Source organism: Enterococcus sp. 3H8_DIV0648, assembly GCF_002140655.1.
Lineage (GTDB): Bacteria > Bacillota > Bacilli > Lactobacillales > Enterococcaceae > Enterococcus_A > Enterococcus_A hulanensis.
The window spans coordinates 2,813,958-2,819,895 of record NZ_NGLG01000001.1 but is presented as its reverse complement, the minus strand read 5'-3'; the positions used below and the strand labels follow the sequence as shown (position 1 = coordinate 2,819,895).

4 protein-coding genes and 1 pseudogene are annotated in these 5,938 nt (G+C 37.6%); 2 read left to right on the top strand and 3 right to left on the bottom strand.

Translation table 11 applies throughout. The features are described 5' to 3' along the window. A partial coding sequence (locus A5875_RS23700) for a DUF4811 domain-containing protein (protein WP_176244676.1) occupies window positions 1–390 on the bottom strand: 390 nt, incomplete at its 3' end. Then, window positions 387–1,853: an MDR family MFS transporter gene (locus A5875_RS12960; RefSeq protein ID WP_088933980.1), complete on the bottom strand. Its 1,467-nt coding sequence runs from the start codon at window positions 1,851–1,853 to the stop codon at window positions 387–389. The genes A5875_RS12960 and A5875_RS23700, both read right to left, overlap by 4 nt. A 145-nt stretch (window positions 1,854–1,998) precedes the next feature. Between A5875_RS12960 and A5875_RS12955 the strand changes: the two genes are divergently transcribed. Beyond that, entirely contained in the window at window positions 1,999–2,481 is a 483-nt protein-coding gene (locus A5875_RS12955; RefSeq protein WP_088933979.1) for a MerR family transcriptional regulator, read from the top strand. 95 nt (window positions 2,482–2,576) lie between these two features. Continuing rightward, window positions 2,577–4,061: an IMP dehydrogenase gene (guaB, locus tag A5875_RS12950; protein ID WP_088933978.1), complete on the top strand. Its 1,485-nt coding sequence runs from the start codon at window positions 2,577–2,579 to the stop codon at window positions 4,059–4,061. A 674-nt stretch (window positions 4,062–4,735) separates the two neighbouring features. Here guaB and serS read toward each other — a convergent pair. Further along, window positions 4,736–5,776 (bottom strand): annotated as a pseudogene (serS, locus tag A5875_RS12945) (serine--tRNA ligase); the annotation flags it as partial. Window positions 5,777–5,938: the final 162 nt, after the last annotated feature.

Genomic DNA, 5,938 nt, shown 5'->3' with positions numbered 1-5,938 from the left:
ATAGACCCAATATGTTTTATCTGTACGTAACTGTGTTTTTGTTTGATCTTTTTTTACAGTGTTGGTGACATGATCTGTTCCGGTTGTTTTTGGTTTTTTCTGTGATTCATTTGTTTTGTATAAGTAAATCTTTTCTGTGCCATCACCAAGAGGTTGATAGAGCAACATATTCATGTTTTTATTATCAGCCGTAGAAGTCAGTGTCTGAGTCGTGGTCTCGGTAACTTTTTTCATACCGTAGTGATAGTGATCATTAGCAGTAATGAAACCTAAACTGATTAAGAAGATAGCTGCAAAAATTACTGAAAGAAATGTTTGCCAAGTTTTTTTTGCAAAAATATTAGTTAGTGCAAAAGCTAATACACTGATAATTGTGATAGCGAAAATCATTTTGCTAGACCTCCTTCAGCTTTTTGATTGGCTTTTAAGAAAAATGTAATGATAAAGCCAACAACACCAAATATTACTGCAACATAGAAGGCTGCATGATAACCAGATAATGTAGCACTGATTGCTTGATTCTTATATGATAGTGGTAAAGTTTTTAGCAAATGTGCTGCTGGTAAATTATCTTTCGTAACATTAGTAAGCACGCTAATCAATATGGCTGTTCCGATGGAACTTGCAACTTGACGGAAGGTGTTGTTTACAGCCGTACCATGACTGATCAAATTCATTGGTAAGGCGTTCATACCTGAAGTAGTGACAGGCATCATGACCATTGAAATGCCGAACATCCGCATTGCGTATAAGATTACGATCATAGCAATTGGTGTTTCAGAAGTTAAAAATGCGAAAGGTAAAGTAGCCGCTGTTAAGATTAACATCCCACTAATTGCTAAACGTTTTGCCCCATGCTTATCAAAGATTGCTCCCGTAATAGGCATCATTAACCCCATAATTAAGGCACCTGGTAATAACATTAAACCAGAGTGGAAAGCTGATTCCCCACGAATATTTTGAATGTATAAAGGAAGAACCATTTCGGCACCAACCATCGCCATATTAACCACACCACTTAAAATTGCCGCAATTGTAAAAATTGGTGACTTAAATACCCGTAGTTCTAAAAATGGATGCTCTAGATGTAACTGCCGCCATACGAATAAGCCGATAACGGCAACACCAACGACTAAAAATCCAATAACTTTAGCACTACCCCAACCGTCATTACCAACAGAAGAGAAACCATATAACAAGCTGCCAAAACCAATTGTTGATAATAAAGCAGATAAGATATCAATACTAGGGTTAGACAATTGAATAACACTTTTCATTAAAAAGGTAGCTAGTACTAAAACTAAAATGACAATAGGGATCACCATGCCGAAAAGATCGCGCCAAGTATAATGATCAATAATCCAACCAGAAAGGGTAGGTCCTAATGCTGGGGCAAGTCCGATAACGATTCCAGCCATTCCCATTGCAGAGCCGCGTTTTTCTGGCGGGAAGATTGAAAGCATAATATTTTGTAGTAATGGCATTGAAATCCCAACGCCAGCAGCTTGTATTAATCGTCCAATTAACAAAGTCGAAAAATTTGGTGCGATGAAACAAGTAATCGTACCAATCAAAAAGATTGTCATTGCAGTTAAATACAATTTTTTTGAACTAAATTTATTAATCAGCCATGCGCTGATAGGGATCATAATCCCATTAACTAGCAAGAAGCCAGTTGTTAGCCATTGAACACTAGAAGCAGATATGTCGAAAGCTTTCATTAGTGCTGGAAAAGCTGTTGTTAACAAAGTTTGGTTTAACACCGTACAAAATGTCCCTATTAGTAGTACAACGACTAATAAAGAACGATTGTAGGGTTTCCCGTAAATATCGACCGTTTGATTATTACTCACGATCTAACGCCTTCTCTCTTTTTTGTAAATTTTCAGAAACAATAAATGTCCGTTTGTTACTTTACTGCTATTCAAATTCTTTGTCAACTTACTTGACACGCTTGTTAGCGAAAGTATAATCATAAGGTGAAGAGAGGGATGCGTTGTGAAGAACAATACGGTCAAACAGCTCCTAGAAAGTGATGACTTATTAGTAGGTATCAGTGAATTAAGTAAAGTAACTGACGTCTCACCACGTCAAATTCGATATTGGGAACAAAAAGGATATATTAAATCTACCGGGGAAAAAAACGGCAATCGGAAATTTAAGTTGCCGATGGTAATTAAAGTAGAGATTATTAAGCATTTTTTAGATGAAGGGTATACGTTAACTGCAGCTGTAGATAAGGCACAAGAACATCAAGAAAATATTCATCAAGCAAAAACACTGTTACGTGAAATATTTAAAGGAGTTCAACAAGTCGATGAACGTTTTACAGTAATTCGCTTGGATAATTTTTCGAATAAAGAGGGTTTCTATTTGATTCGTGATAGCGATACAAATCAAGCAACCTATCAAATACTTGAGGAAAACAGTGAAATAACTGCTGAGTTGCTTGAGAAATGGTTTGATCCTATAGAAAAATAAAGGTTAGATGAGGATTTCGACACAAGTTATTGACTTCACTCGCTCATTCTGTTAGTTTTTTTATTAAAAATAATTCTGGGGAGTGGTAACGAACAATGTCTAATTGGGAAACGAAGTTTGCAAAAAAAGGTCTGACGTTTGATGATGTTTTGTTGATTCCAGCGGAGAGTCATGTATTGCCAAATGATGTGGATATGAGTGTACAGTTGGCGAAAAATATCAAATTGAACATTCCATTAATGAGCGCAAGTATGGATACTGTGACAGATAGTAAAATGGCAATTGCTATGGCCCGCCAAGGTGGTCTGGGAGTCATCCATAAAAATATGAGTGTTGCTGCCCAAGCAGATGAGGTTCGTAAAGTAAAACGTTCAGAAAGCGGTGTAATTATTGATCCGTTTTTCTTAACACCAGAGCACAAAGTACAAGATGCCGAAGATTTAATGAGTCGTTATCGTATTAGTGGTGTGCCAATCGTAGAAACGTTGGAAAATCGCAAGTTAGTCGGAATTATTACGAATAGAGATATGCGTTTTGTAACAAATTATGATATCCCTATTCACGAAGTTATGACTAAGGATGGTTTAGTAACAGCGCCTGTTGGTACTAAATTACAAGATGCCGAAAAAACACTACAAAAGCACAAAATCGAAAAATTACCGATAGTTGATGAAGAAGGTCGCTTAAGCGGCTTGATTACAATTAAGGATATCGAAAAAGTTATTGAATTCCCGAATGCTGCTAAAGATGAGCATGGTCGTTTATTAGTTGCTGCGGCTGTCGGTGTAACTAGTGATACTTTTGAACGAGCTGAGGCTTTGTTAAAAGCGGGCGCTGATGGTATTGTGATCGATACTGCTCATGGTCATAGCGCTGGTGTTTTACGCAAAATTCGCGAAATCCGTGAAACGTTCCCAGAAGCTACTTTAATTGCAGGCAATATCGCAACAGCTGAAGGTGCAAAAGCTTTATATGACGCTGGCGTAGACGTTGTAAAAGTGGGGATTGGACCTGGTTCAATCTGTACAACACGAGTGGTTGCTGGTGTGGGAGTACCTCAATTAACAGCAATTTATGATGCAGCATCAGTGGCACGTCAGTACGGAAAGGCAATTATTGCTGATGGCGGAATCAAATATTCTGGTGATATTGTAAAGGCATTGGCAGCAGGCGGACATGCAGTTATGCTTGGTTCAATGCTAGCCGGAACAGACGAGTCTCCTGGTGAATTTGAAATTTATCAAGGTCGTCGATTCAAAACATATCGTGGAATGGGTTCTTTAGGTGCGATGGAAAAAGGTTCAAGCGATCGTTATTTCCAAAGCGGCGTTAATGAAGCCAATAAATTAGTTCCTGAAGGTATCGAAGGTCGTGTAGCTTATAAAGGATCAGCAGCAGATATTATTTTCCAAATGATTGGCGGTTTGAAGGCTGGAATGGGTTATGTTGGCGCAGGTGATCTAGCACATTTACGTGAAAATGCACAATTTGTTCAAATGAGCGGCAATGGATTAAAAGAATCGCACCCTCATGATGTTCAAATTACTAAAGAAGCACCGAACTATTCAGTTGAACAATAAAAATTAATTACTTAAAAATGGCGTCTTCGCACATGCGAAGACGCCATTTTTATGAATTATTTTTCTTTCTTTATAACTTTCACATTTCCCATATATGGTACTAGGACTGTCTGTCTCTTATACACATCTAGATGTGTATAAGAGACAGAAAGAAGTTGGTGTAAAAATCAAAGATTTCGATACTCAAGTAGACGAGATTGATACACAATTAACAGAAATAACAACAACTTTACCTAATCTACCGCATGACTCTGTACCAATCCTGTCTCTTATACACATCTAGATGTGTATAAGAGACAGCCCTTATTTTACCAAAGAAATCAACGGAAGGCGAAAGACAGCATTATGAGTTAAGAAAAAATCAAAAATAGAATGACGAAAATTATTTTTTTAATAACCGAAAAAAATGCTTTCAAAAGTAAAAAAACGAACAAAACCTCTCTGTTTCCGATTATTCATCGGAATTGAAAAAAGTGGATAAAATAGCATTTTTTTCGTTGACCAAACCTTATAAAACTGCTATATTATTTTATGTTCTGAAACGATAAAAAATCTTTCGAAACACTAAAAATATTGTTGACAGATAACTGACTTTCAGTTATTCTATCAAAGTCGCATAAAGCGATGACGACAACTTCTTCGGAAAAAACTTCAAGAAAGTTGTTGACAATCACTCAGTAACCTGTTAAGATATAAAAGTTGCTGAAACAAAGCAACAAACTATGTAGACCCTGTCTCTTATACACATCTAGATGTGTATAAGAGACAGGTACTAGGACTTCTGGAACGGTAACTGATCCATCTTCGTTTTGATAGTTTTCTAAGATGGCGGTCACAGTCCGGCCAACAGCCAAGCCAGAACCGTTCAATGTATGAGCATATTGAACCTTACTATCTTCATCGCGATAACGTATCATTGCGCGACGTGCTTGGAAGTCTTCACAATTTGAACATGAACTAATTTCACGATAAGTATCTTGGGCAGGAACCCATACTTCCAAATCATAAGTTTTAGCAGCTGAGAAGCCCATGTCGCCTGTACATAATGTGATGACGCGATAAGGCAAGTTTAATTTTTGCAAGAGAATTTCTGCATTTTGAGTCATCTTTTCTAGTTCATCGTAAGAAGTTTCTTTGTCGCTGAATTTTACCATTTCTACTTTGTGGAATTGGTGTAAACGAATCAAACCGCGAGTGTCGCGTCCAGCACTCCCTGCTTCAGAACGGAAAGAAGGAGACAAGGCTGTGAAGTAGATCGGCAACTCTTTACCATCTAAAATTTCATCAGCATAATAGTTCGTTAGAGGGACCTCTGCTGTTGGAATCAACGTCAAGTCACGATCTTCAACTTGAAAAACATCTTCTTTAAATTTGGGGAATTGACCCGTACCAAACATTGACTTGCTATTTACTAGGTAAGGCGTAATCATTTCCGTATAACCTTGTTCATAAACATGTTCATCTAACATAAAATTGTAAACCGCACGTTCTAATCTCGCCCCTAAACCTTTGTAATAAACAAAACGGCTACCTGACACTTTTGCGCCGCGTTCAAAATCTAAGATATCCAGATTTTCTGCGACCTCCCAATGAGGTTTTGGTTCAAAAGAGAATTGACGAGGGGCGCTCCAACGACGAACTTCTATGTTGTCATCTTCATCTTCACCGATTGGTACAGAGTCATGCGGTAGATTAGGTAAAGTTGTTGCTGTCTCTTATACACATCTAGATGTGTATAAGAGACAACTTCTATGTTGTCATCTTCATCTTCACCGATTGGTACAGAGTCTGTCTCTTATACACATCTAGATGTGTATAAGAGAAAGAATTTATTGTAGCGATGAACGATAACGAGTGAAGCAATCAACCCAATCACG